Origin of the sequence: Pseudoalteromonas sp. A601 (genome assembly GCF_002165575.1) — a bacterium.
Lineage (GTDB): Bacteria > Pseudomonadota > Gammaproteobacteria > Enterobacterales > Alteromonadaceae > Pseudoalteromonas.
Genome location: NZ_MXQF01000027.1, coordinates 1 through 24,271, shown reverse-complemented (window position 1 = coordinate 24,271; position 24,271 = coordinate 1). Strand labels below are relative to the sequence as shown.

Sequence of the window (24,271 nt, the reverse complement as noted above, 5' to 3'; positions counted from 1 at the left end):
TCATGTTAGATAAATTTAGCTTAAAAGGTAAAACAGCGTTAGTCACCGGGTGTAGCCGAGGCATTGGTAAAGCAATGGCACTTGCATTAGCAGAAGCGGGTGCCGATATCATAGGTGTATCAGCAAGCTTAGCAAAGTCAGGCTCAGATGTAGAAACGCAAGTGTTGGAGCGTGGGCAGAATTTTTATGCTTATCAATGTGACTTTTCATCACGAGAAAGCTTATATAGCTTTATCAATGAGGTGAAAAGCAATCATACGCAAATCGATATTTTAGTGAACAACGCCGGCTCAATATTACGTGACCCAGCCGTTGAACACAGCGATGAATATTGGGATAAAATCATTGAGATTAATTTAAACTCACAATTTATTCTAAGCCGTGAGTTTGGTAAAGAAATGGTAGAGCGTGGCCAAGGTAAAATAATTTTTACTGCGTCATTGCTTACTTTCCAAGGTGGTATTACTGTACCTGGCTACGCAGCAAGTAAAGGTGCGATTGGGCAATTAACTAAAGCATTGGCTAACGAGTGGGCGAGTAAAGGCGTTAACGTTAATGCTATTGCACCAGGTTACATTGCCACCGATAATACCGAAGCACTCAGAAATGATGCTGATCGCGCAAAATCTATTTTAGAGCGAATTCCGCAAGGTCGTTGGGGTACACCCGATGACTTTAAAGGGCCGACTGTATTTTTAGCATCAGACGCCTCAAACTACATGAACGGCAGCGTACTGCTAGTTGATGGCGGCTGGATGGGACGATAAAAAATGACAATTAAAAATAACGTAAACTTTATCAACGGTGAGTATGTTAGCTCATCAAATAGTGAAACTATTTCTGTGCTGTCACCAAGTACGGGTGAACAAGTGGGGACTATTCCTAAAGGCAGCATTGAAGATGCTCAACAAGCGCTTGAAACCGCAACAGTTGCACAAACTCAATGGGCACAAAAAACACCACGAGAGCGCGCGACAATATTACGCCGGTTTGCACAAAATATTCGTGATAATAATGAGCGCTTGGCTGAGTTATTAGTACAAGAGCAAGGCAAGCTGATTGATGTGGCTCGTATGGAAGCTAATGTCACAGCAACCTTTATTGAATATGCGTGTGATAATGCGTTAACGATCAAAGGGGATGTTATTGCCTCAGATCACGAAAACGAAAAAATTTATATCCATAAAGTACCGCGTGGTGTGGTTGTGGCTATTACAGCATGGAACTTTCCGCTGGCATTAGCTGGTCGTAAAATTGGTCCTGCCCTTATTACTGGTAATAGTATTGTTATTAAGCCAACACAAGAAACACCATTAACAACCATGGAACTAGGTGAACTTGCTAACCAAGCAGGTATTCCAGCGGGTGTACTAAACATTATAAATGGTACTGGCTCAGTAGTTGGTCAGCATTTATGTGAAAGCCCGCTAACTAAGCTGATTACGATGACAGGCAGTACCCGTGCTGGACAAATTATTCACCAAGCCAGTGGTAAAAACCTAACTCCTGTTATGTTAGAGCTAGGTGGTAAAGCCCCGTTTATTGTTATGGAAGATGCTGACTTAGATAAAGCAGTAGATGATGCAGTTGCTGCGCGTTTTGCCAACTGTGGACAAGTATGTACCTGCGCCGAGCGTTTATATGTGCATAGCGATGTTTACGACAGCTTTATTGAAAAGTTTATTCCTAAAGTTAAAGCGTTAAAAGTAGGCGACCCGATGGATGCAAGTTCAGATATGGGCCCTAAAGTTAACCAGAGCGAAATTAATAATATTCATTCAATTGTTGAAAAAGGCATTGCCCAAGGCGCAAAGCTGGCTACCGGTGGTAAAGTAGCCACAATAGCAGGCTTTGAAGGCGGCAATTGGTACGAGCCAACGGTACTGGTTGATGTTGAACAAGATAATATCTTGGTGCACGAAGAAACCTTTGGTCCGGTTTTACCAATCATCAAAATCAACAGCATTGATGAAGCCATTGCCTACACTAACGACAGTGAATATGGTTTGTCAGCGTATTTATATACGCAATCAATGAAATATATTCATCGCTCAATTGCAGAGATGGAAGTAGGCGAAGTGTATGTTAACCGTGGTTTAGGTGAGCAACATCAAGGCTTTCATAACGGTTGGAAGATGAGCGGTATGGGCGGTGAAGACGGCCAATATGGTTTAGAGCAATATCTTGAGAAGAAAACCGTATATTTGAATGAGAAGTAATTAGGTAGGGTGGATTCTCTCACATTTGCCCACCTAAAGCCGATGCAGTGCATCGGCTTTTTTGTGCTTGTGGTTTTTTAACAAAAAATAAATAGGACATGAAATTACCATTTTTAAGCGTTAGTTGTGTATTTTGAGCAAAAATAACGGACTAGTATGGTTCATCAAATTTATATTTTACGGTGAAGGTATTAAGTCATGACAACAAAAAACACAAAGGTGAGTGAATTTCCTGATGCATTTAAAGCGCAACGCACTACAGCAGGAATAGGCCAAATGGATGACCAAAATGATCCCGTAAATATGGTCTTAGGCTTAAAAGACGTACGAAAAGCCGCGCATAACTGTGCTGTTTTTCAATCAGGTGCAAAACCTGGTCGCATTGTTATTCCTTCGGAAGTTGCCATTCGTGAAACCCGACAAATTCCTTTTGAAGTTGACCCACCTGAGCATGGTGGTTTTCGTGAATTACTAAACCCATGGTTTAAACGTCCACTTGAACAGCCATATCAGGCTAGTTTACAACAGATCATCGACGAGACAATCGAGAAGGCACTCAATGCTAAATCACTCGATATTGTTAGTGAATTTGCACTACCGCTGCAATCAAAAGCATTAACTTTATTACTTAATACAGCGATGGATAAAGCACAAACATGGATTGATTGGGGTACTCACGTATTTAGAAGTGAAGACAGCGACCTAGACGGCGATAAAGCCAATATTCTTTATGACTATATAGATAATGAAATAGATAAAGCGATTGCTAACCCTAGTGACGACTTGTACTCAGTATTATTGGCTGCGCAAGTTAATGGTAAAACAATGACAAAAGAGCAAGTAAAAGGAGTGATGATTTTAACATTTGCTGGTGGCCGCGATACCGTTATTAACGCTATAACAAATTCAATTGCTTACTTTAGTGAAAACATTAGTGATTTACAGCGTATTCATGACGAGCCTGAGATTGTAAATCGCGCTGTTGAAGAGCTTATTCGTTACTTCTCGCCACTAACACAGATGGGACGTGTTGCAACCGAAGATACTCAATTATGCGAGCATGCAATAAAAGCAGATAGCCGTATATCTCTGTGCTGGGCATCAGCGAATCGTGACGAAAACATTTTTAAGAATCCAGATAATGTTGATTTTGACCGTAAAGTAAACCCCCATGTAAGTTTTGGCTTTAGTCATCACAACTGTTTAGGGGCCACTCATGCACGACAATTATTACGTCAATTAGTGTTATCCCTAGCAAGTAAAGTAGCCAGCATAGACACCTTAAAAGCAGATGAAAATATCGAAAAGCTGGGTGAGTTCTCAAGAAAAGTGGGTTTTAACAGCTTCCAAGTCAGCCTGAAAGCAAAATAATTAATTTAATAACACACTATAGCAAGTGTAATAAGAGCGAGAGGAATCTACTCATGGCAAAAGTAATATTTATGACCAAAACCAATGGCGCAGTTGAAGTTGAAGGTAGTAATGGTTCATTAATGGAGTTAGCCGCGGCGAATGGTGTTGCGGGTATTGATGGCGATTGTGGCGGGGTGTGCTCTTGTGCAACTTGTCATATTTATGTTGCCCCTGAGGATTTTGAAAAAGTGGGTGCAGCAGAGGAAATTGAAAGCGATATGCTAGAACTTGACGATAACGTGACAGAGTATAGCCGTTTATGTTGTCAAATTGAGGTGTCTGACGACATTGATGGCATGACATTTGTTGTTGCGAATTAATCGGTAAACTCTCATGCAAAATACATTTACAGAGCAAAACGACATGGACTCAAATGCAGTGGTAATAGGTGCTAGCCACGCAGGGGTTAACTTTGCGTTTAATTTACGCCAACAAGGCTGGCTTGGGCGTATTACACTCATAGATAGCGACCCTGAATTACCTTATCACAGGCCGCCATTATCTAAAAAAACCTTACAAGCAAGTGAAGCTGTATCAACCCCGTTAAAGGCAGAAAAAGCCTACACAGATAACAACTTAGAGCTATGTTTAGGACAAACGGTAACGGCTATCGATGGTGAAGAAAAAGTCATTACATTAGCGTGTGGTCGATTCATTTCATTTGACAAGCTTGTTATAGCCACTGGCTGCTCAGCGTTTATTCCTCCCATTACCGGGTTGGATGAAACCGTTGATGATGCAGGAAATAATCAGTATTTTGCTATGCGCACGTTTGCCGATGCAAAAGCGATAAAAAATGCACTTAATAGCAGTCGCGATAAACAAGTAGTGATTATTGGGGGCGGTTATATCGGGCTTGAGTCTGCATCGTCTTTTGTGTCATTAGGTGCCAATGTCACTGTGATTGAAAAACAAGACAAAATATTATCCCGCGTGACTTCAGCGGTGATGTCTGATTTTTTAACTGAATTACATAAAACGAAAGGTGTTAGTTTACAAACCAGTAAAGACGTAGTCGAAATAAAACACCAAAGCAATAAACACATCGTGGTATGCGGTGATGGCACTCAATACCCCGCAGATTTTATTTTAGTGGGAGTGGGTGTAAAACTAAATACTCAATTGGCAAGCTCAGCAGGGTTAGAGGTTGAGCAGGGTATTAAAGTAAACGATGTTTGCCAAACATCTCACCCAGATATTTTTGCTATCGGTGATTGCACTCGTCATTTTAGTACACTTTATAATCGTTGGATCCGTTTAGAGTCAGTGCAAAATGCCGTTGATCAAGCAAAATCCGCAGCCTTATTTATTGCCAAAAATCAGCAAGGGCCATCGGCTGTGCCTTGGTTTTGGTCCGATCAATACCAATACAAACTACAAATTGTCGGTTTATCACAAGGGTATAACGAGTTAATTGTCCGTGAAGAAACACAAGAGCAGTTTTCTGTTTGGTATTTTCATGATGACACCTTGCTATGTGTTGAAGCCGTTAATAGCAGTAAAGCTTATGTATTGGGCACTCAAGCAATAAAGCAGCGAGTGTCGGTCAATAAGTCGTTACTAAAGGATACCGCAACAGCATTGAGTAAAACGTTGTTGCAAAGCACATAATTGTGCTTGTCAGCGAAGTTGTTGGCGATACTGGTGTGGGGTGACTTTGAAGTGAAACTTAAATTGCTTAATGAAATAGGAAGGACTAGAAAAACCTAAGTCATAAGCAATATCAGTCACTGAAATATCACTTTGGCCTAATAACCGCGCTGCATTATATAGCTTATGTTGAATAAGGTAATCAGAGTAGGGTATACGGAAGTGCTTTTTAAAGACGCGAGAAAAATAAGACGGAGATAAATGGCACATATCGGCTGCTTGCTCCAACGAAAAGTTAATGCCGGCATTGGTTTTTAGTACATCAATAATTGGTATTAACTTTTTAAAACTTGCGGAACTAGAGCGCGGTTTTTTAACTGTTTCTGTTCCATTTTTACCATATTCGCAAACGAGCGTGATGAGGCTATTAAATAATTGCTTACAGGTTTTACTTGTTGGATTTTCATTATATTCACTGAGTAACCACGCTAATAAATTGTGAAGTTTCTTTTGTACTGCAACAGAAAAGCTAAGGTGTAATCCGGTCTTTAACAGTTCATTAAATTCGCGCAAAGCCTCAGTATTTAACTGTTGTGGCATAAATTGCACTATATACCAAGACTTAGAGCGAGGTTTAAGCTCAAAATCGTGAGTTTCCATAGCAGGGGTAAATACGGCGTCATAGTCTGATAGTTTTGATTCGCCCTGATGATAGAAATAAGTGCCATCAATATGTTCAAAAAAAATAAATTCATGAACTTGGTGAAAATGCATAAAACACGAGTAGCTATCGTGTTGAAGGTAGCTCACGTGATGAATTTCAAAATCGTAGCCATCTTTTATGGTAAATGGCTCGCAATAGATTGCAGGCTTAGACATATAGTTTATTGTTAACAAAGTATGTTTTAAGTGTATCGTGCCTAACACAAAGCTGCAATGTTTGATGAGCCCATTTAATTTATGAGGAAAAGAATATGGAACTAAAATTTTTATGCCCATACTGGGGCTCTGAAGGGATAGCAGCAGAGAAGTTTGTTGCCAATGTAACCGACGCTGGATTTGACGGGGCTGAAATCAACTTCCCTGATGATGATGAGTTTATTGAAACAGTTAAACGTGCTGCCAGTGAAGATAATTTTATTGTGGTAGCACAACAATGGCTTGCACCAACCGTTGAATCGTTTGAGCAATATCGCGCTAAATTTAATGCGCGACTTCGCTTCCTAGCCTCACTTAACCCTGTGTTTATAAACTCACATACCGGGAAAGACTTTTATAGCTTTGCGCAAAATAGCTTATTACTTAAAGATGCTTTAGCGTTAGAGCGCACTTTGGGTATTACTATTACCCATGAGACTCACCGAGGACGGTTTAACTTTGCAGCTTTTGCTACAGAGCCTTTCCTTAAGCAATACCCTGAACTTAAATTAAATGCGGATTTATCTCACTGGACCAATGTCAGTGAAAGTTTACTTGAAGAGCAACAAGGTGCCTTGTTAGCAGCCCAGCAGCAGAGCTACTATATCCATGCAAGAGTAGGGCACACTCAATCCGCGCAAGTGAATGACCCCTTTAGTAGCCAATGGCATGACACATTAAATGTGTATGTACAGTGGTGGCAAACGATTATTGACTTAGCAAAAGCACGCGGTCAGCAAATATTTTATATTTGCCCCGAGTTTGGTCCTTGGCCTTATATGCCGAATGAATTCAATTCTAATAAACCAATAACAGAGCAATGGCAACTGAATGTTACTATGAAAGATTACCTAAAGCAGCACTTGGTTGTGTAACTAGAGGGTATATTTTATAACCGGCTTTAATTTAAAAAAAGCCGGTCATATCAGCGTTTGTATTATTTACCGTAGCGTTTTTCGTACATGGTCGATGTGACTTCTTTTACCGCCTCAATCATTTTAGGGTAAGGAATATCGGTGCCCGTGACGAAGCCGATATTGGCATTTTCGCCATCAAAGGCTCGGCCAGATACAGGTTCATCAACATACTGGAACCAATGCGCGCCAACCATGTAAGGTTTTTCGAGTACGCTTTGCATGTAATTTTTATACATAGCAGCACGGTCTGTTTGATTCGCTGCATGGACAATGCCTGGATTGAATAAGCCAGAGTCAGTAGCTGTACCAATGTGGAATTCGCCAATGACAACCGGTAGGTCGACATCTTCTAAAAATTGCCAATAATGATCTTGCATACCTTCTTCATAAATATTAAAGCTCAATACATCTGAGTATTTTACCGACGCTTTAATAATTTCATCTGGCATGCCCCAGTTAGCCATGCGAGCACCCATGTATAAGTGATTAGGGAGCTTTTTAGCTAACGTACTATTAACCACTTTAAAGTATTGTTCGCCGAGCATTTCTAGCATTTTAGATATATCGGCTATTTGTGCATCGCTGTAAGTGGTAAATGTAACGCCCTTGTCGAGTTCATTCCAGCTAGTGATATCACTTTGCCATGCTTTATTTAATGCATTAATTGAGCTGTACTTTTGTTTAAGGTGCGTAGCAAATGCGTGTTTAGCTGGGCTTTGCTGTGCATCTTTTGAAAGGGCATCGAGTATGATCCCGTAGCGTTTTTCTACGCTGCCTTCACGCTCGCCCCAACTTTTTTCGTTATCTATAAAAATACCGATACACCAAGGGGATGCTTTAATCTTTTGTGCTATTGCATCAATGGTGATTTCAGCGCGTTTTTTAAATTCAGGATCATAAAAGTCCGGCATCAGCCCCCAATGGTTAGTATGTCCAGAGAGCGTTTTGAAGTCGCCAATAATCCAACCATTGGCAAAATAGGGTACTGATTCTTTATCGTAAAAAGCTGGATCGACCCAGTTGCCAAATGATGTAAAACCCCAATCTTTCATGCGGTCAAGTGTTACCTCGTGCCATTTGTCTAAATATGACTGAGGTGATGTTTCGCCGTAGCGACGTTGTAAATTTGCACGATAAAAACTATATGTTTCGCCATGTGCAACAGGGCCTTTATGTGTAGAGCGTCGGTAGCTGTAATGCTCGCTCAGTGGTTCATTGTAATCGGGCAACCATTGAAACATATTATGACGTAAATCAGAGGTAACAAAGCGGCTCTGGCGAGCTTGATCTGAGACTTTAATGATCCCCATCGAATCTTCAGGGGTGATCTCATCGCTACTGCGGTTGCGTACAGAATCATCTTTGAAGTCTACGCCGGTAATAGTGGTAAGATTAGCCATGCGAACGTTGGCCGGGCCATGAGAGAAAAATAAATAGCCTTCAGGGTCAACCATCCACCATTTACCGTCTACTTTTTCAGTTCTGAAATAGCCTGTGGCCTCTAACTTAGGTCCGTTGGCGTAACCACCAAATCGAGAGCGGTCGCTCATGCCTTTGGATTTTGCAAGTTCAGCTAGTTCAATATCAGCCAAACGTTTAAGCTGCTCATCAGAGGTGATTGTCAGTGCATTGGTTTGTTTACTGTATTGACCGTATTTGTCGATGATATTGACCATCCAATTGGGATCGGATGGTGGGTTTTTTCTGAGTTTAATATCGCCAATTAATATTGATTTATCTTCTAACACGCCGATAGTGAAGAGGTTCATTGCGCTAATTTTAGTAAATTCGCCACCGTCATCACGCCAAGAGCGCCACACCATTAATCGATCATTTGTTTGCCAAGGTGGCGCATCTCCCCACATGCCAGTATTGGTTAAGGCTTCTTTACCATCTAAAGGAAAATAGACAGTACCTGAGTAATTCGCCGGTAAACTAACCGAGCGGCTTTGTAGTTGTCCTTCTGGGTTTTCTATTGAAAGGTAAACGTGTACTGAGCTGGCGCTGGTATTTTCAACGTCAAAAGCCACGTTATAGTTATTATATGCTGACAGGTCCCACGGGCTCTGTGGAGCTACTTTTAGTTCAGAAATATTTCCCTTTGCAGAAAAACTTAACGCTAATTGTTTATTATTTGCAGACTCAATCAGTTGATGGGATGTATGACTATCAAAAAGCCAATCTTGCTGTTGTTGATCTGAAAAATCAACCAACTTAGTAAGTGTTTCTACCTCAGTAAATGGGTCTGCTTGTGAGTTAACGGCTGGCTCTTGCACTGGTGCTTTATGTGTATCGCTGCAACCATTGGCAAACACACAGGCTAAGCTTAGCGCAATTAAATTAAGTGTTATTGAAGGGAGAGGTGTTGTCATTATAGTTTGTTCCTGTTGTAAACTAGAATGAATAACATACGATCATTGTTAACAATAAACAATGATCGTATTCACTTTTATCATTATTAATTCTGTTTTACTAACTTCATAGGATAACTATTTGACGAGTTCCATTGGCCAACATAAAGATTGTCATCTTGATCAACACAAATACAGTGCACATGATTAAATACTTGCCAATCAGTTTGCATCGGTTGTAGTTGGCCGTCCAGATAAACTGGTTGCGGCGCACCTACGTTAGCCACGATTTTATTTGTTTCATCAAAAATACTAATAAAACCTGAATCATCGGCATTGCGATTATCAACGTGTGACCAACACACCGGCGCATAAAAAACTGATCCCTTGAATACGGGGCCACCAATATAGGCGCCATTAGCACTGATTGTTTTAAGGTATTGGCCATCTAAAGAAAATACTTTTAAACATTGCTCAAACCGAGAGCTTACGAGCAAAGTTGGGTTATTTTCATCACGTAAGTCCACCTCGATGCCATGGGTATTATGTAAGTTGTAATTGTCATCGTTGTTATCATGCCCACCCCAGTGCTTGATATAGCGGCCGTGTTTATCAAAGTGCAGTAAAAAGTCGCTGCCGTAACCATCAGTAACATATAAGTCACCATTTGGGGCTATGGCGATATCAGTGGGACGAAAAGGTTGCTCTGGTGAATAAGCGCCATAGGTTTGAGGGTGGCCAATCGTGTAAATAAGCTTGCCGTCAAGGGTCATTTTGGCGATAAAACCAGCTTGTGGTATTACATTGTTGGTAGGGCTGTCCCATTGTTCTTTGCTGTGACCATCCCAATGTCGGTTGACAACCCAGCCGCTATCGACAACATATAAGAATTCTTGCTCGCCTTCTTGCACAATTTTAATAGCATGGCCACCTGGAAATAGTGTACCAAATGCATCTAGTAACTCACCTTGTTGCGAGTAAACTAAAATGTTATTGCGCGTGTTATCAGTGATCATAAAAATACGCCCCTGTGAATCCATTACCATGGCGTGGCAATTTTCGATTGGATATTGTTTAGGATCGAGTTTGCCCCAATGCGCATCTACTTTATATTTGAATTTACCATGACCAATTATTTTACCGTGGGGATCTTGGCCGTTTTTAGGGAATGGGTGCGCAAGTTGTTGTTTTTGTTTTTCAGTTAGGCTACAAATCATTGGTTTTCCAAATTAAAAAACCAACTCAGAAAAGGGCTAACAATCTATGAGTTGGTTTGGCTAGAATTACGGATGAACAGTTAAGCGGGATTCCAGTTCAAAATGGCATCGTCGTTAACGGGGTCTAACGGATAATACACAGCTTCGTTTTCTTTAAACGATTGATTAGTAACTGCGTTAAATGCGCAGATCATTGACCAACGCGGCTCTGCAGCACGGTTTTGGTTGGATTTATGTAATAAATTACAGTGGAAAAACAACACATCGCCAGGCTCAAGTTCAACGTTAACCAGCTCATGATATTTCATAGCCTCTTCGACAAACTCTAAGCACGCGCCTTTTTGATCGCCAGTTTTGCTGTGATCTAAACGCCCTAAATGATGAGAGCCTTTTAAAACTTGTAAGCAGCCATTTTCAATCGTTGCTTTATTAATCGCCACCATACAACTGATTGCTTTAGGGTAAAGCATATAGTTATCACGATGCCAGTAACCAAAGTCTTGGTGCCACTCCCAAGCACCGCCTACAAATGGTTCTTTCATCATAATTTTGGTGCTGGTATGGTAAACCTCTTCACCGATGAGGGTTTCACAGACATCAACTAAACGACGACCACGGGAAAACATACTGTAAAAGTCATCTCCCGTTTTTTGCCATAAACACACTTTACTTACTGCACCATCAGCATCTTTTTTATGCCATGCTCGCTCGTATAGCGAATCATCGTTAAAGGCGGTTTGCTGTAAGCGGGCAATTTCTTGTTCGTCGTAATAGCCTTTTGCAATAACGTAGCCGTCTCGATGAAAGTCAGCAATTTGTTGTGGTGTAAGTTGTCTGTTATTCATAACTGGGTGTCCTGTTGGTGACCATTTTGTTGTAAATTGTTGACAATGATGATTTGGTTTACTTGAGCGGTCAAGCTGTAATTTATATGAAAATATGATATTTATATATGAATGCTATCGGAATAAATTAACTAATTGTTTCTTCATAAATTCACTGTAAATACGGTAGAAAAATTATTTTTTAATTCATATATGAAGATGGCAAATTGATGTGTTATTGCGCTAATGGTGGTTTATGAACACAAAAGTAAAAAATAAATACGCAGTACCCGCGCTAGATAAAGGCCTCGATATTCTTGAGTATTTAGCGCACAAGGGCAGTGCATGTTCACAAAGTGAAATAGCAGCTGGGCTTAATCGAAGTGCAAATGAAATTTATCGGGTTTTGGTAGGCTTAGATTCTCGGGGCTATTTAATACGGGATGAGTTTTCTGGGCGTTATAGCTTATCTTTAAAGCTTTATAACTTATCCCGTTCTATTTCACCCATAGATCAAGTACGCCAATGCGCTATTCCATATATGGAAGACCTAGCAGTTAGTTTAGGGCAGTCGTGCTACTTAACTATGCTGTATCAAAGTCAAGCTATGACGGTAGTACAAGCACGCAGCCACAGTGCAATGCATTTGAGCATTGCTGAAGGATCATTATTTACCTTAAGTAAATCAACCGCAGGACAATTACTATTAGCATATAGCAACGAGGACGTACGCAGCATGTTGATTGAGCACGATATAAGTTATAGTAAATTAAAGCCCAAAGGACTAAACCTGTTACGCCAAGAACTTGATGATATTGTTGCAGACTCTCAGCTTGTGCAAAGTAACCCATTGATCTCAGGTGTTGATGATTTTTCAGTGCCAATAGGTCAACCCAACGCAAAGTTGATAGCGGCATTGAGCATCTCCTCTTTTGATGCAGCATTAACATCAAGGGTAAATAAACACGCCATGCTTGTAGAGCTTAAAAGTACGGCAACTAAAATAACCTCTTTACTCAACACTTAGCTTGTTCACAGCGTTAGCCTCATTATTTAAGTGAGGCTCTATCACTACTAGCTGTTTATAATTTCCTCAAATTTAGATAGTTACTTTCTAGCTCCCTTTGCACAAAGCTCTCCCAGTTGTTGATGGTCGTTCTTAATATCAGCGTATTTGTAAAATTTTTGTTTAATTTCGATTGACTTATTGAGTGCTATTCCATTACTGTAAAGTTAATTGTTAACAATGTTTTGGTAACAATTTAGGGGAAACTAAAAAATCATCTATGGCAACTTCGTCTAAACACAACATTTAGGTGTAAAAATGATAAGTACACAATTTAAACTCAATGCAATTTGCATGGCCATGTTAGTCGCAACACCATTGGCTAATGCGCAAATACAAGACACAACTGAAGCTGATAATCTAGAGGTTATACAAGTTACAGGTATTCGTAGTGCGTTAAGTAAATCTGCATCAATCAAACAAACCTCATCGGGTGTGGTGGATGCTATTTCGGCTGAAGATATAGGTAAATTACCAGATACAAATTTAGCCGAGTCATTACAACGTATTAGTGGTGTGTCAATTGATAGAGCCAATAACGAAGGTAACCAAGTAACTGTGCGTGGCTTTGGCCCGAGCTTTAACTTAGTGACGTTAAATGGCCGTCAGATGCCAAATTCATCAGTCATACAAGAAGCAGGCGTGTCACGTAGTTTTAATTTTAGAGAAATTGCAGCTGAAAGTGTCTCAGGCGTATCAGTGTATAAAACAGGTAAAGCGAATGTCGCATCAGGTGGTATTGGTGCAACCATTGATATTAATACTGCTAAACCATTTGATTACGATGGCTTTAAAGCGTTCGCGAATGTTAAAGCGATAAAAGACACCAGCTCAGAAAAATCTAATGTTACACCTGAAATATCCGGCATGATCAGCCAAACATTTGCTGATGATATGTTTGGGGTATTGTTGTCAGTTTCTCACTCAGAGCGTGAAAGTGGTCGTGAACGTGTAGGTACGTCGCAGGGGTGGGTGAAAAATCGTGCTAACCCTGATGGCGTTGATAGCAGTGCGATTGATACTTCAGTAAACCCTACGGGTACTTACTGGGTGCCGTGGACACCAGAAATGGAGCGTTTTGAAACAGAACGTACCCGTGATAACGCCCAATTAGTATTACAATTTGCACCTACAGATAATATAACCGCAACTTTTGACTACACTTTATCGCGTTTTGAAGAAGTTAGTGAAACCAACAAAATGTCGTTTTGGTTCGATAACCCAGGTGGTACAGCAGATCAAAATGGCACTTTATTGGACATCACCAATCCTAATGATGAACTTAATTTTTGGGCATGGGAGCTTTACGAGAAAAAAGAAAATGATTCTTTAGGCCTGAATTTAGCGTGGCAGGCAACTGACTCTCTGAAACTAAGCTTTGATGCTCATGACTCTACCTCTCATTCAAACCCTGATGGTAATACGGCAGAAACCATCGCTAATTTGAAAAATATTCCAGGTTCTGTCGCTTTGATTGGCGCTAACTTCTCTACTGAAGTACCCAGTATCACTATAGATGATTCGACTTTACCCGGTGGTGCATACGCACAAGAAAACATTGTATCTGATTTATACCAGCGCCGTGGTTATGAAATGGAAAACAATATCAAGCAATATCACGCCAGTGGTATGTGGGAAAACTTAAACAGCGGTGCAATTTCAGCAGTTCATTTTGGTGCTATGTACACTGATTATCAAATTGATACCTATTTATCTGAGCAATTTTCATTTGTAGATATTCCTTTAGATAACTTAGGGTTGACGTTTGATGACGCAGCAGGTTTTGCCGATGGTTTTACAGGCTCAGATCAGTTATTCCCTTATATGCCAAGATACAATGCCCATGACTTTGTGGATATTGTTAAAGGCGAAGGGCTATTTAGAGAGCCAGATGTTTCAACCAATGGTGTTCAAGAACAAACCTTGGCGTTTTATGTATCATTAGATGTCAGTACTGAGTTTAATAATATTCCAATTGATATGAACGTTGGTGTCCGTTATGAAAGCACAGATGTAACCGGTTATTCTGTGAAACCAGCTATCATCGCGCTTAACTATCGCCATGCTGAAGAGCTACGTCCTGTGTATGCTGATGAAGCCACACCACAAGAGCTGGAAGGTGAATACACACGTATTTTGCCAAATCTTGATTTAAGTGCAGATCTAGATAACGGCTATAAAGCGCGCTTTTCTTACAGTAGAACACTAGCTCGTGCAGGTATTGATGCTATGTTCCCGTCTACCACAATCAATGCACGTCCTGAAGGCCCATTTGATGCCTCACAGGGTAATCCAAATCTATTACCAATTACCTCAGATAACTTTGACTTTTCATTTGAGTGGTACGGTGATGATGGCAGCTATGCATCAGTAGGTTACTTTAAAAAGTTTGTTGAAAACTTTATTGGTGCAGGGGTTGTACAAGGCACACTTGATGACATTAATGGTGAGCCGCTGCGCGATCCAAGTGTAAACCCGCGCTCTGGCTGTCCAGATGGCTCCGACACACCTAATCCTGCATGTTTGAGCCAACCCTCTGATCCGGTTGTTACCTTTGATATCTCAACACCTGATAACTTACAAAATCGTGAAGTAGATGGCTGGGAATTAAATGGTCAGTACATGATTGAAGATACTGGCTTTGGTGTTGTTGCTAACTATACCTTAGTTAACAGTGATGAAGAGTTTGAACCGTATAACTTTGATCAAACTATTGCATTAGCAGGCTTAAGTGACTCTGGTAACCTTGTTGGTTTTTACGAGAATGACGACTTTGAAGTTCGTCTTGCTTATAACTGGCGCGATGAATTCTTACTTTCGCTAGGGACAGAGCCTACGTTTACTGAAGCCTATGGTCAGCTCGACTTTAACTTTAATTACACGATTAATGAATCGTACTCAGTTAACTTTGATGCGCTGAACTTGACTGACGAAACAGTTCGTCGTCATGGCCGCTTTAGCGAACAGCTGATCTCTGCTGAGCAATATGGTCCACGTTACAGCATAGGTTTCACTGCCAAGTGGTAATAAGCTAAATTTAAAGAGCAAGGCACTTCTAGCCTTGCTCTTTTTACTGGTTATATAGCAATAATAGAGGTTGCTATGAATGACATATTAAAATCAATTGTAATAGTCGGTGGTGGAACCGCTGGTTGGTTAAGTGCAGGGATTATTGCAGCCTATTTAAAAAATCATCACAGTCTTAATTACCACATTACATTAGTTGAATCATCTGATATAGCAACGGTTGGTGTCGGTGAGGGTACATGGCCTACCATGCGCAGGACCTTACAAAATATGGGTGTTGATGAAGCACAGTTTATTAATCAATGTAATGTATCGTTTAAACAAGGTGCCAAATTTGCCAACTGGCATAGCACAAAAGAAAACGACTTTTATTATCACCCCTTAATGATGCCACAAGGATTTGCAGATAATGATTTAACTGCAGCTTGGCTAAACCAAGATACTGACTCAGCAATACCGAACAATCATTTTGCAAATTTTGTTTGCTCACAACACGCATTGTGTGAATACAACCTAGCACCTAAAGCTCTAACAACACCACAATACAGTGGCGTGGCAAATTACGCATATCATTTAGATGCTGGCCTATTTGCCAGATTTTTAAAAAACCATTGCATCAACCACTTAAACGTAACACATGTAGTGGCCAGTGTTTTATCGGTAAATAATAACACCAATGGCGATATACACTCCTTAAGTTTGGATAATAACACGACGCTTTGCGGCGATTTATTTATAGATTGCTCAGGGTTTAAATCTTTATTGTTAGGTGAAAATTTGAACGTTGGCTTTAAATCATGCAAAGACATTTTGTTTGCTGATAGCGCATTAGCAGTACACATGCCGTATGAAGATGAAGCTCAGGCGATTAGTTCACACACCATCTCTACAGCGCAAACAGCAGGTTGGATATGGGATATTGGCCTGCAAACACGACGTGGAGTAGGGCACGTTTACTCAAGCCGCCATATCAGTGAGCAAGAGGCCAAAGAGCAACTTTTTAATTACTTAAACATCTTGCCTGCTAAGCGCGCTGACTTCAATGTTAAAAAGATTAGTTTTGAACCAGGGCACAGAGAAAAGTTTTGGCACAAAAACTGTGTAGCAATTGGTTTGTCGGCTGGTTTTTTAGAGCCATTAGAGGCATCTGCCTTATTGCTGGTGGAAATATCCGCCAACTTTATAGCTGAGCAATTACCGGCTAATCGCCAAGTCATGGATATAACCGCCGCGCGATTTAATCGTACTTTTAGCTACCGTTGGCAGCGTATTATCGACTTTTTAAAGCTGCACTACATGTTAAGTGAGCGAACCGATAGCCTTTTTTGGCAGCAACATTGTGCTGAGAAAAGTATCACGCAAAGCTTACAAGATAACCTAGCATTATGGCGAACACATATCCCAAATGACAACCACTTTGATTATTCTGTTGAGGTATTTCCGGCAGCAAGCTACCAATACGTGCTGTATGGCATGGGGTTTAAAACAGCGACGACCCATTATGGTAATCATTCTAGCACGATTAAAAAAGCGCAAAATCTAGCAACTAAAAATACCAAAGACACGGCAGAGTTAGTGAGTAAATTACCAGATAACCGTACATTATTAAAACAAATCAAGCAGTATGGTTTACAAAAACTTTAGTTAAATCACCGCATTTAAATGAGCAACTTTACGATGACAAAAGCAACATTATTAGATAAAAAAACACACGCAAGCTTATACATAAACAATGAGCCAAGTACTGAATTTGGTGACAATATTAATTACATTCCCATAGTGGCTGACGAGTTAAAACAGTTGGTGCTTGATTACCCTGTGTATTTTATGAAAAATCCACAGACAGGCCAGTTTGAACTGTTTGTTTTAACTGGATTTACAGCGGGAGAGAATCTATTTTTGCACCAAGGAAGTTGGCGAGCGCAACATATACCGCTGCATATCAAGCGCCAGCCGTTCAAACTAGGTCTATTTGATGCAACGATAACCGAGCCAACGGATAACGATTTAGCGGTGCTTATTCATCAAGATCACCCTCGTGTTAATACAGATACAGGAGAGCGCATTTTTGATCAGCAAGGAGAACCCACAACCTACTTAAATACTGTTTGTGAGCAGTTAATGACATTAATGCATGGTAATAAGCGCACTAGCGCGTTTATTACAACCTTGCTAGAGCATGAGCTGCTAGAAGCCGTACAACTGAGCCTCACTCAACAGGGGGAGAAGCAAACGTATAATGGTTTATATGCCATCAATGAACAAGCATTGGCACAGCTTGACGCACACGCGCTTAAGTCATTACACGAAATGGGCTATCTCCAAGCCTGTTATATGATTATCGCTTCAACAGGGCATATACAAAAGTTAATCGGCTGGCTTAACGAAACACCTAAAACAACCGAGCATATAGTGGTGAAAACTCAATAGGTGGCTTATTAAATCAATTGAAGTACTTGAGCCAATTAATAATCTATAGCTAAAGGCAATAGGATTTAGATGAATAAAAATAAAACAGTACGTTGGGGAATTGCCGGGCTTGGTAGCATTGCGCAGCGTTTTGCTTTCGATTTAAAAAATAATGTAAATAATGCCGAGTTATATGCTGTTGCATCGCGCTCTCAAGAAAGAGCGGATAAATTTGCCAATGAGTTCGATTGCCAGGCTGCGTATGGTGATTATAAATCGCTAGCAGAAAATCCACACGTCGATGTTGTTTATGTGGCGACTATTCATCCATGCCACAAAGAGTTAGTAGCTTTATTTTTAGCCCATAATAAGCATGTTTTTGTAGAGAAGCCAGCCTTTACTAATGTGAAAGATTGGGATGAAATGCTCAATTTAGCAAAGAGTAAAAACCTTTTGCTTATTGAGGCAATGAAATCAGTGACTTTTCCTGCTTATCGTGAACTGCTTAAATTTATTAAAAGTCATAATCTGGCAATTACTTGTATTGAGGCTTCATTTGGTACTAAGAATGAGTTTAATAATACTAATCGTCTATTTGACCCTAAACAGTGTGGGGGGGCTACATTAGACGTTGGGGTATATCCTCTATGGTTATATGTCGATATTTGTCGACAGTTAAATATTCCTGTACAGAAACCCTCAGTAAATATTACGCAAGATAATACAATGTCAGCCGTTGATGAAATGGTCTCCTTTGTATTTAACACCAAGGTGCAAGGTAACCTATCAGCTTCAATAACCAGAAACTTACCAACTAAAGCTGTTTTATCAGGCCCAAATGTTGAGATTATTATTCATGAGAAATGGTGGAATCCGCAAATTATTGAGATCACACACCATGGAGCCAAACAAAAAATTGAAATTGATAGTACAGGGGAAAGCTTTGAGTTTGAGATAGAGCATATTTCAACGCTTATCTTAACTAACAAGTTAGAATCTGATGTGATACCTCATGCTAACAGTCGCGCAGTTATTGAGATAATGGAGCAAGCGTTGATAGCCAATGGTTATCAGCATTTGGTTACTATTTAGAATGTTTGATGCTACTTAGTTTTGAGCGAAGTGGTAATTCAATATTATGGTTAATGAAGTCCAGGTTTTAGCTGTTTGCTCTCATTTACTATGTCAGAATCATGGTTAGTGGCAGCGCATGAATAATCTACTGAGTTATTAAATGCTGTGATAATGAAGATAATAAATACTAGCGCAGCTTAAGCCACAGAAATACAGCAGAAGCTTTTTGATGAAAAAATATATGTCCATTTAATTACTTCATTTAAACGGAAATTAATAGTTGGCTTCTACTTCTGGGGTAAAACCAATATTAATATCCGCTTAATGAGTTGATATATTTATAAATGCCCAACTTTAACATAAATCAATGCACCATCCTCTTTTGTAAAGGGCGTATGTTGACTCATGTGAGGACTACGCAGCCATGTACCTTTGGGATAACGCCCATGTTCATCATAAAATGTGCCTTCCAATACAAAGATTTCTTCTCCTCCCCAATGGGTATGTGATTTGAATTGCGTATTAGGAGCCCATTTTACCAAAGCTATGTGCTCACCTTGAAACTCATGTAAAGACATTACCCTTAGCCCATCAATAAGCCCCTGTTGCCAAGGAGTATTTTGCGTATAGATTATTTTTTTCTCTGTGTCATATTGGTCAAATTGATGTAGTTTTACCAATATAGTTGCCCCTTCTTTACCTATATTAGGGCTGTGAGAGGTACCAATCGGATTACGTACGTAGCTTCCCTTTGGGTAGTCTTGATACTCGTCTGAAAACACACCTTCTAGCACGAGGAACTCTTCTCCGCCATCATGGTTGTGTGACGGAAAAGTACTGTTCGGTGCAAAACGAACGATCGAAGTTGCTCGTGCCACTTCATCCCCAATTCGGTCAAGTCGTATACGCTCAACACCGGGCGCAGTGGAACCTACCCATTCATAGTCAGTAGGTTGAATTACTACACGTTGTTCAAAGTTAGCATTGATTAAAGTAGTCATTTAAATTTCTCAATAACAATATTTATTTAATTTCGACCAGACATGATACCACCGTCAATATCTAAAATTGTTCCCGTTACCCAACTTGCATTATCTTGAAGAAGAAAGATGATAGCATTTGCTATGTCATCCGGTGTCCCAATACGACCAATGGGATGAAAACTATTAAAGCCAGCAAGGACATCGTCCATTTCTTCAGGATTAATAAAGGTTTCATAGATCGGCGTATTTACCACAGCGGGTGACACGGCATTAACTCTAATTTTGTACTCAGCTAACTCCATTGCCATGTGCTGTGTCAAGGCATGTAGCCCTGCTTTCGCCATAGAGTATGCGGAAGACGGTGTCGCTTTAATTGCTTGTTTAGCCCACATAGAGCCAACATGAACAACAGATCCTCCTCCATTATTACTCATATTATGAGATACCGCTTGACTTATAAAAAAACTAGCCCGATTCAGTGCAGCATAAGCATCATAATCCTCTAATTCGTGCTCTAAATATGGCTTAGGGTTGAAATAACCCGCCGAGTTCACCAAGTATTTAATATGGCGTTTTTCTGTATTTATCGCTTTAATGACTTTATCAACATCTTTTTGTTCATAAAGGTTAGCTTGTAAAATCTCAACATTAGTATCAGTATTTGCTATTGCGGCTAACGCTGATTTTGCCGACTCCAGTTTTGCAATGTTATTGCCTAAGATAATCACACTCGTGCCTTGAATGATTAGCTGTTTTGCTGTGGCTAAGCCCATACCACTTGAGCCGCCAATGATGAGAGCAATGTTCGATATTGTCATGAATTTCTCCGATATATGTTAAAGTTCGGAGATAATTTATCGCAGTAACCTAGTGTTAAAAAGTAAGTACATATTGGTAAGGTAGGTACTTTGGAGTACATCTTAATGAAAAATAAAGAAAATAAATATTTGAGAAAAACGGCGCCTAGTGAAAGTGCAAAAATGGTAGAGACTATTTATGGCTGTAAATGGTCTCTGACCGTTTATCAGCTTATCGCTGATGGAGTAAATCGGCCAGGGGAAATGGTACGAAGTATTGAAGGCTTAACCACTAAAGTATTAAATCAATGTTTACGTAGAAATACTGAGTTTGGTATTTTGGAGCGGGTTTCATACAATGAGGTACCTCCAAAAGTGGAGTATAGGGTCACTAATTTCGGTGAAAAATTTATCAGAATTCTTGATGAACTTGAGAAACTTCAAAGTGAAATTGACAAGACAGAATAAACACATTTATTTTGTAAAATCCATAGTATTATCACTTAATCTCAAGATCCGTGAGTCGCGCATTCTTGTGTATGATGATAAATACACAAGTAAAAACTTTGAGCGCCTTAGAGTGTGGTTATTATAGAGAATTCATAGGTTAGATCTTAAGAGAATTTGAAGTTTAACCCTTTTAATAATTAAATTGTTACGAAAATAATCGTTTAACCAAAAACAGAGTTTACATGCAGACTAACCAAGCTCCAAATCAATTAAAAACCTGCATGAGCAGGCTTTTCGTATTTAAAACTGGCTATTGTGCTTGAATGATTTCAGTAATCCCTTCAGGTGAGAGTATTTCAATCCAGTATCCGTCAGGGTCTTTAATAAAAGCTAAGCCTTTCATAGAACCATCATCTGGTTTTTTAATAAACTCGACATCGAATTTGGCAAAGCGCTCACACGCTGCGTACACATCAGGTACGCTAATGCCAATATGGCCAAAACCTTTGGGTTCTTCATTACCACTTACATAGCCGCTAAAGCTATCATCGTTTTCAGTGCCCCAATTATGAGTAAGCTCAATAAGTGCTGGGCGGCCAAATACCCACTCGGTCTTTTCTTTATCATCACCTTTTGGCATCTCTTGTTCGTAGCCTAAAAAGTACAGTGTAAATTTCATCGCAGGGAAGTCATACTTATCTAGTAGCTTCATACCTAATACGTTTTCATAAAATTCAAGCGAGGGTATGGGATCTTTAATACGCAACATAGTTTGTTGCATCACATAGCCCTCGGTGGCCTGCGCAACTTGCTCTGGCGTTTCGTTATAGCTCGACATGAGTTCATCCTTAGTGAAAATTACTTAAAAAACCTTAATGAATATTAAAAAGGCAGGGAATACGCACATCATAAGCAACAGCAGCAAAAATTAAAACCACCTAGCTAAATTACCAGCCAATGAGTCGTATGTTTTATAAGCGAAAAATAGTACATCTATCAATACTAATTATTTGTACAGTGGTTGGCGTTTTGTCCAATAACATTATTAAAAGTCGTTTTGGTGTATTTTAGCAGTGGTAATTTTATAACATACGTAATTGTTTGTTTACATTGGAGTTGTTTAGTGGAATTATTAAGCCATGTAATATACGCCGTTTTGGGGTGTCATAACCCCCCAAAGTGGTGTTCAATAAGCTGTTAGCAGTACAAGGAAAGTTTCGTGGATTCATCCTATTTCAGAGATAAAATGATCTCTCAAATCACCATCGGATATGATTGGGAAACATCAAATAATTTCGTTGAAATCAAACTTATTTCAAACAATGGAGTAATCTCTTCATTTAAAATTTGCAAACTAAGGGAGTATTCTCTTTACGAAGACTTTTCAGCTAGTTACATTAGTCAATGCAAGCTCATTGTTAATAGTTCTATGGTTTATTTAAGTTTGGATCCATTTAATGAGTTATCTAACGAAATAGACCTAGACAACGATTGCCTGTGGTTTAAGGGTAGTAACATTGAGGCAGTGTAATGTACTGCTAACAAGGCATTCAAACGGACAAAAAACAGTTGGCTGTTTTCACTCCGTTCAACATTTTAGCCAACAATTTTTTGCCGCTTAATGTGGCGTTAGCTGCCTTGTGAGGAATTATGCAGACTGAAAACTATAGGAATTGGCTGGCAACCCAGAATTATCAGGGCGGAACCATCACAGCCCAGATGCATAGAGCTGGCAGGGTCGAGGATTACTATGGCGATCTTGATGCGCTTTATGCTGAGGATCGATTGGAATCGTTAATCCAAGAACTGACCTATACCACCCAAGACCGACGAAATAATAGACCCAATGAATCGAAAATTCCTTTTGAAGGAAATGCCTATAACAATTTAGCATCCTACCGAGATGCCATCCGGCGTTATCGCCGTTTTCTGGAAGATGATATAGAGCGCATCGAGCCCGAAGATGTGCCGGTGATAGAAATGCCCGAACCGGATGTTCAGTCCCAAACTATCGGTCTAGAAAAGGACATGCAGGCCGCTATCCGTCAGAACATCGGCCAGATTGAAACGGGGCTCCGCGTAACCGACAACGGTCGGGAACGTTCCGTTGAAACTGGGTTCATCGACATTACCGCTGAAGATTCAAATTCGGTCCCTGTAGTTATAGAGTTAAAGACAGGGGTAGCTGGGCAGCGGGCTGTAGCTCAAATACTGAGCTATATCGGGAGTGTGATGGAAGAGGAAGGAAACGATCAGGTTCGCGGCATCTTGATTGCGTCGGAGTTTGATCGAAAGGCTCGTGCAGCCGCAAAAGTAGTTCCGAATTTGACGTTGATGCGCTATCAGTTCTCTTTTCAATTTATTCCAGAATAATGGGTGTCAGCTTGGTGTGGGCGGAAGCTAACAAAGCAAATCAATTCGCGCCTTGCGTCGCCGGACACTCACTTCGTTCGCGCCTTTGTTTGCGACGTTAGCAGGAGATGTACCACGATGGAATTTTCAGATGTTTGTAAGATTATATTTGGTGCTTTATTGGGAGCTGGTTTAACTATACTTATTGATTGGTTACGTATTCATAGAGAAAAAACGCTTTTGACTAAAATGTTAAAAGTGGAAATATCAGTTTTTGTTAAAAATATTTCCCCATGGATAAAAAAAGATGTAAATCTATTTAGTGAAACAGAATTACCTTCATTAACGCCATTGCCAATGGCTTCTTACGGTGCTTTACCTTTATCTATATCAGCCAAAGTTATGAATACTCATTGGGCTATTAAGCAAGCAAATGACCTGCGTATTTTAGCTATTAATGCTAGAAATAATGGTAACGATACACAATGTAATATGTTTGCAACATTATCCAAAGACTGGCTAGTAAAATCTAATCAGATGGCACATGAATTAACCGAAAACTTATAAACCTGCTAATCGGGTAGCCAGAGGTCTCCTCCAGCTCCCGCAGCACTCATCATGCGTTTTTTATTGATAGGAAGTGCAATGGGCGGTTCATCTCCCG

General features: G+C 40.0%; 21 protein-coding genes. 14 read left to right on the top strand and 7 right to left on the bottom strand.

Annotated elements, in window-relative coordinates:
* Window positions 1-2 precede the first annotated feature (2 nt).
* The 5 genes from B5G52_RS17555 (at window position 3) to B5G52_RS17535 (ending at window position 5,243) form a co-directional block, all read left to right on the top strand.
* The gene (locus B5G52_RS17555) at window positions 3-767 is read left to right on the top strand and encodes an SDR family oxidoreductase (RefSeq protein WP_087533956.1); all 765 of its coding nucleotides are present in this window, start codon (window positions 3-5) and stop codon (window positions 765-767) included.
* 3 nt (window positions 768-770) lie between these two features.
* Window positions 771-2,219 carry an aldehyde dehydrogenase gene (gene aldA / locus B5G52_RS17550; protein WP_087533944.1) on the top strand — a complete coding sequence of 483 codons (1,449 nt, stop codon included), beginning with the start codon at window positions 771-773 and terminating at the stop codon, window positions 2,217-2,219.
* A gap of 198 nt (window positions 2,220-2,417) precedes the next feature.
* Window positions 2,418-3,590: a cytochrome P450 gene (locus tag B5G52_RS17545; protein ID WP_087533943.1), complete on the top strand. Its 1,173-nt coding sequence runs from the start codon at window positions 2,418-2,420 to the stop codon at window positions 3,588-3,590.
* A gap of 53 nt (window positions 3,591-3,643) precedes the next feature.
* Entirely contained in the window at window positions 3,644-3,952 is a 309-nt protein-coding gene (locus B5G52_RS17540) for a 2Fe-2S iron-sulfur cluster-binding protein (protein ID WP_087533942.1), read from the top strand.
* Window positions 3,953-3,965: 13 nt separating this feature from the next.
* Window positions 3,966-5,243 carry an NAD(P)/FAD-dependent oxidoreductase gene (locus B5G52_RS17535; RefSeq protein ID WP_087533941.1) on the top strand — a complete coding sequence of 426 codons (1,278 nt, stop codon included), beginning with the start codon at window positions 3,966-3,968 and terminating at the stop codon, window positions 5,241-5,243.
* Between the two features lie 9 nt (window positions 5,244-5,252).
* Here B5G52_RS17535 and B5G52_RS17530 read toward each other — a convergent pair whose 3' ends face one another.
* Window positions 5,253-6,101 (bottom strand): helix-turn-helix transcriptional regulator, encoded by an 849-nt coding sequence (locus B5G52_RS17530; protein WP_176372573.1) that lies wholly within the window; start codon window positions 6,099-6,101, stop codon window positions 5,253-5,255.
* A gap of 95 nt (window positions 6,102-6,196) precedes the next feature.
* On the opposite strand from B5G52_RS17530, the gene B5G52_RS17525 reads away from it, so the two are divergent.
* Entirely contained in the window at window positions 6,197-7,015 is an 819-nt protein-coding gene (locus B5G52_RS17525; RefSeq protein ID WP_087533940.1) for a hypothetical protein, read from the top strand.
* Between the two features lie 62 nt (window positions 7,016-7,077).
* Here the strand turns inward: B5G52_RS17525 and B5G52_RS17520 are convergent, their stop codons facing one another.
* From B5G52_RS17520 to B5G52_RS17510, 3 genes are all read right to left on the bottom strand, one after another.
* Window positions 7,078-9,429, bottom strand: a complete 2,352-nt coding sequence (locus B5G52_RS17520) for a beta-galactosidase (RefSeq protein WP_087533939.1) — start codon at window positions 9,427-9,429, stop codon at window positions 7,078-7,080.
* A gap of 86 nt (window positions 9,430-9,515) precedes the next feature.
* Window positions 9,516-10,625 (bottom strand): 6-bladed beta-propeller, encoded by a 1,110-nt coding sequence (locus B5G52_RS17515; RefSeq protein WP_087533938.1) that lies wholly within the window; start codon window positions 10,623-10,625, stop codon window positions 9,516-9,518.
* 80 nt (window positions 10,626-10,705) lie between these two features.
* Window positions 10,706-11,470: a phytanoyl-CoA dioxygenase family protein gene (locus B5G52_RS17510; protein ID WP_087533937.1), complete on the bottom strand. Its 765-nt coding sequence runs from the start codon at window positions 11,468-11,470 to the stop codon at window positions 10,706-10,708.
* A 235-nt stretch (window positions 11,471-11,705) separates the two neighbouring features.
* Here B5G52_RS17510 and B5G52_RS17505 point away from each other — a divergent pair, with 235 nt between their 5' ends.
* The 5 genes from B5G52_RS17505 (at window position 11,706) to B5G52_RS17485 (ending at window position 19,043) form a co-directional block, all read left to right on the top strand.
* Window positions 11,706-12,476, top strand: coding sequence for an IclR family transcriptional regulator (locus B5G52_RS17505; RefSeq protein WP_087533936.1), 771 nt, complete (start codon window positions 11,706-11,708; stop codon window positions 12,474-12,476).
* Window positions 12,477-12,773: 297 nt separating this feature from the next.
* On the top strand, window positions 12,774-15,542 hold the full coding sequence (locus B5G52_RS17500; protein WP_087533935.1) for a TonB-dependent receptor: 2,769 nt from the start codon (window positions 12,774-12,776) through the stop codon (window positions 15,540-15,542).
* A 75-nt stretch (window positions 15,543-15,617) separates the two neighbouring features.
* Window positions 15,618-17,186: a tryptophan halogenase family protein gene (locus B5G52_RS17495; protein ID WP_087533934.1), complete on the top strand. Its 1,569-nt coding sequence runs from the start codon at window positions 15,618-15,620 to the stop codon at window positions 17,184-17,186.
* Between the two features lie 33 nt (window positions 17,187-17,219).
* Window positions 17,220-17,972: a SapC family protein gene (locus tag B5G52_RS17490; protein ID WP_087533933.1), complete on the top strand. Its 753-nt coding sequence runs from the start codon at window positions 17,220-17,222 to the stop codon at window positions 17,970-17,972.
* A 69-nt stretch (window positions 17,973-18,041) separates the two neighbouring features.
* Entirely contained in the window at window positions 18,042-19,043 is a 1,002-nt protein-coding gene (locus B5G52_RS17485) for a Gfo/Idh/MocA family protein (protein WP_087533932.1), read from the top strand.
* Window positions 19,044-19,363: 320 nt separating this feature from the next.
* Here the strand turns inward: B5G52_RS17485 and B5G52_RS17480 are convergent, their stop codons facing one another.
* Window positions 19,364-20,026: a cupin domain-containing protein gene (locus B5G52_RS17480; RefSeq protein ID WP_087533931.1), complete on the bottom strand. Its 663-nt coding sequence runs from the start codon at window positions 20,024-20,026 to the stop codon at window positions 19,364-19,366.
* A 26-nt stretch (window positions 20,027-20,052) separates the two neighbouring features.
* Complete coding sequence (locus tag B5G52_RS17475; RefSeq protein ID WP_087533930.1) at window positions 20,053-20,826, bottom strand: SDR family NAD(P)-dependent oxidoreductase; 774 nt, start codon at window positions 20,824-20,826, stop codon at window positions 20,053-20,055.
* Between the two features lie 105 nt (window positions 20,827-20,931).
* Between B5G52_RS17475 and B5G52_RS17470 the strand changes: the two genes are divergently transcribed.
* Complete coding sequence (locus B5G52_RS17470; protein ID WP_087533929.1) at window positions 20,932-21,273, top strand: helix-turn-helix domain-containing protein; 342 nt, start codon at window positions 20,932-20,934, stop codon at window positions 21,271-21,273.
* Between the two features lie 292 nt (window positions 21,274-21,565).
* On the opposite strand, the gene gloA is transcribed toward B5G52_RS17470, so the two are convergent.
* Window positions 21,566-22,093: a lactoylglutathione lyase gene (gene gloA, locus B5G52_RS17465; RefSeq protein ID WP_087533928.1), complete on the bottom strand. Its 528-nt coding sequence runs from the start codon at window positions 22,091-22,093 to the stop codon at window positions 21,566-21,568.
* Window positions 22,094-22,905: 812 nt separating this feature from the next.
* Here gloA and B5G52_RS17455 point away from each other — a divergent pair.
* The gene (locus B5G52_RS17455) at window positions 22,906-23,628 is read left to right on the top strand and encodes an endonuclease NucS domain-containing protein (protein WP_087533926.1); all 723 of its coding nucleotides are present in this window, start codon (window positions 22,906-22,908) and stop codon (window positions 23,626-23,628) included.
* A gap of 117 nt (window positions 23,629-23,745) precedes the next feature.
* The gene (locus B5G52_RS17450) at window positions 23,746-24,174 is read left to right on the top strand and encodes a hypothetical protein (protein WP_087533925.1); all 429 of its coding nucleotides are present in this window, start codon (window positions 23,746-23,748) and stop codon (window positions 24,172-24,174) included.
* Window positions 24,175-24,271: the final 97 nt, after the last annotated feature.

Bases quoted from the DNA above. Each gene is read 5' to 3' on its own strand.
- B5G52_RS17555 (WP_087533956.1), top strand. From the start codon at position 3: ATGTTAGATAAATTTAGCTTAAAAGGTAAAACAGCGTTAGTCACCGGG.
- aldA (WP_087533944.1), top strand. From the start codon at position 771: ATGACAATTAAAAATAACGTAAACTTTATCAACGGTGAGTATGTTAGC.
- B5G52_RS17545 (WP_087533943.1), top strand. From the start codon at position 2,418: ATGACAACAAAAAACACAAAGGTGAGTGAATTTCCTGATGCATTTAAA.
- B5G52_RS17540 (WP_087533942.1), top strand. From the start codon at position 3,644: ATGGCAAAAGTAATATTTATGACCAAAACCAATGGCGCAGTTGAAGTT.
- B5G52_RS17535 (WP_087533941.1), top strand. From the start codon at position 3,966: ATGCAAAATACATTTACAGAGCAAAACGACATGGACTCAAATGCAGTG.
- B5G52_RS17530 (WP_176372573.1), bottom strand. From the start codon at position 6,101: ATGTCTAAGCCTGCAATCTATTGCGAGCCATTTACCATAAAAGATGGC.
- B5G52_RS17525 (WP_087533940.1), top strand. From the start codon at position 6,197: ATGGAACTAAAATTTTTATGCCCATACTGGGGCTCTGAAGGGATAGCA.
- B5G52_RS17520 (WP_087533939.1), bottom strand. From the start codon at position 9,429: ATGACAACACCTCTCCCTTCAATAACACTTAATTTAATTGCGCTAAGC.
- B5G52_RS17515 (WP_087533938.1), bottom strand. From the start codon at position 10,625: ATGATTTGTAGCCTAACTGAAAAACAAAAACAACAACTTGCGCACCCA.
- B5G52_RS17510 (WP_087533937.1), bottom strand. From the start codon at position 11,470: ATGAATAACAGACAACTTACACCACAACAAATTGCTGACTTTCATCGA.
- B5G52_RS17505 (WP_087533936.1), top strand. From the start codon at position 11,706: ATGAACACAAAAGTAAAAAATAAATACGCAGTACCCGCGCTAGATAAA.
- B5G52_RS17500 (WP_087533935.1), top strand. From the start codon at position 12,774: ATGATAAGTACACAATTTAAACTCAATGCAATTTGCATGGCCATGTTA.
- B5G52_RS17495 (WP_087533934.1), top strand. From the start codon at position 15,618: ATGAATGACATATTAAAATCAATTGTAATAGTCGGTGGTGGAACCGCT.
- B5G52_RS17490 (WP_087533933.1), top strand. From the start codon at position 17,220: ATGACAAAAGCAACATTATTAGATAAAAAAACACACGCAAGCTTATAC.
- B5G52_RS17485 (WP_087533932.1), top strand. From the start codon at position 18,042: ATGAATAAAAATAAAACAGTACGTTGGGGAATTGCCGGGCTTGGTAGC.
- B5G52_RS17480 (WP_087533931.1), bottom strand. From the start codon at position 20,026: ATGACTACTTTAATCAATGCTAACTTTGAACAACGTGTAGTAATTCAA.
- B5G52_RS17475 (WP_087533930.1), bottom strand. From the start codon at position 20,826: ATGACAATATCGAACATTGCTCTCATCATTGGCGGCTCAAGTGGTATG.
- B5G52_RS17470 (WP_087533929.1), top strand. From the start codon at position 20,932: ATGAAAAATAAAGAAAATAAATATTTGAGAAAAACGGCGCCTAGTGAA.
- gloA (WP_087533928.1), bottom strand. From the start codon at position 22,093: ATGTCGAGCTATAACGAAACGCCAGAGCAAGTTGCGCAGGCCACCGAG.
- B5G52_RS17455 (WP_087533926.1), top strand. From the start codon at position 22,906: ATGCAGACTGAAAACTATAGGAATTGGCTGGCAACCCAGAATTATCAG.
- B5G52_RS17450 (WP_087533925.1), top strand. From the start codon at position 23,746: ATGGAATTTTCAGATGTTTGTAAGATTATATTTGGTGCTTTATTGGGA.